This is a genomic window from Pseudomonas sp. 2995-3 (genome assembly GCF_002742565.1).
Lineage (GTDB): Bacteria > Pseudomonadota > Gammaproteobacteria > Pseudomonadales > Pseudomonadaceae > Aquipseudomonas > Aquipseudomonas edaphica.
In genome coordinates, this window is the sequence record NZ_LJSB01000124.1 from 1 (window position 1) to 696 (window position 696).

Here is a 696-nt window from a genome sequence, read left to right on the forward strand (position 1 = left end):
GTCAGTACCGGCCTTGTTGCTCAAGGTCGCGGTGTACGTAATCTGACCACCTTCATTGACTGCGCTTGGCGCGGTCAACGTGACGGTAGTGGTGTTATCAGTACCCGGAGTATCGGTGACAGTGGTGCTGACAGGCGTAGTACCTGGCACCAGGTTTTCGAAGTGCTCACCGCCAGTCACGTTAGTAATAGCGGTAGTGACGGTCTGGTCGCCCTTGTACACGTCATCTGGAGCTACAACGGTCACGTTGCCGCTGGACTGATTAACGCCGATGGTGATGGTCTGGCCGTTATCCAGGGTCACGGTCAGCGGGCTGGTGATGTTGGTCACCGCATTGCCCGACTTATCGACCAGCGACGCGGTGTAAACGATGTTGCCGCCTTCGCCCACTGTGGTCGTTGCGGTCAGCACCACATCCACTTTGTCGATAGTGTCGTTAATGGTCGTAGTTGCACCATCACCAGCCACTTCCAGTTTTTCGAAGTTACCGCCAGTGGTGTCGGTGATCTTGACGGTCTGAGTGCTCTTGTCGATGAACACGTCATCGCTAGGCGCTGCAACAGTCACGGAGCCGACGGTATCGCCAGCTTTGATGGTGATAGTCGAGCCGTTATCCAACTTCAGGGTTACGTCAGTACCGGCCTTGTTGCTCAAGGTCGCGGTGTACGTAATCTGACCACCTTCATTGACTGCGCT

At 55.6% G+C, this 696-nt stretch carries 1 protein-coding gene; it reads right to left on the reverse strand.

The window, feature by feature from the left end; genetic code table 11:
• Nucleotides 1-696, reverse strand: a 696-nt coding sequence (locus AOA62_RS05150; protein ID WP_368665705.1) for an immunoglobulin-like domain-containing protein, incomplete at both ends; no start/stop codon positions are given.